Raw genomic sequence first — 530 nt, 5'->3', positions numbered from 1 at the left:
CTTGGGAACAACGTAAGCTTGGAGACCTTGGATTGAATATTTCTGATGGAGACTGGATTGAGAAGCAACATATTTTCGAGAATGGACAGTATCGGATAATCCAAACCGGTAATATTGGTGTGGATGAGTACCTCGATAAGCCACAAAATGCAAAATATTTTCGTCAGGAAGACTTTAACCAATTAAAGGCAAATGAAATATTTCCAGGCGATATCGTTGTTTGTCGCTTAGCAGATCCGGCAGGTAGAGCCGTGATTTTACCAAACATCGGGAAACAGATGGTTACTTCAGTTGATGTCGCAATTTTGCGTCCTAGTTCAAGGATCTCATTTCGATTTTTGGTTTCACAACTAAATAATCCTCGTAACCTCAAGCAAGTTCAAATAATGGCATCTGGCTCAACACGTACTAGGATTAGTCGAAAAAACCTAGAAAGGGAAATCATTCAGCTTCCCAACATCAATGAACAAAAAAAGATAGGAAGCTTCTTTTCAATTTTAAATAGTACCATCGCTCTTCATCAGCGTAAG

The 530-nt window shown here is 39.1% G+C and carries 1 protein-coding gene; it reads left to right on the top strand.

What is annotated here, in order from left to right:
- On the top strand, nt 1–530 hold a 530-nt coding region (locus tag ACWPAB_RS15440), incomplete at both ends, for a restriction endonuclease subunit S (protein ID WP_455692716.1).

Source organism: Lacticaseibacillus sp. 30, assembly GCF_053819265.1.
Note: the sequence above shows the minus strand (reverse complement) of the source record. Positions and strands in the feature narration are given on the sequence as shown.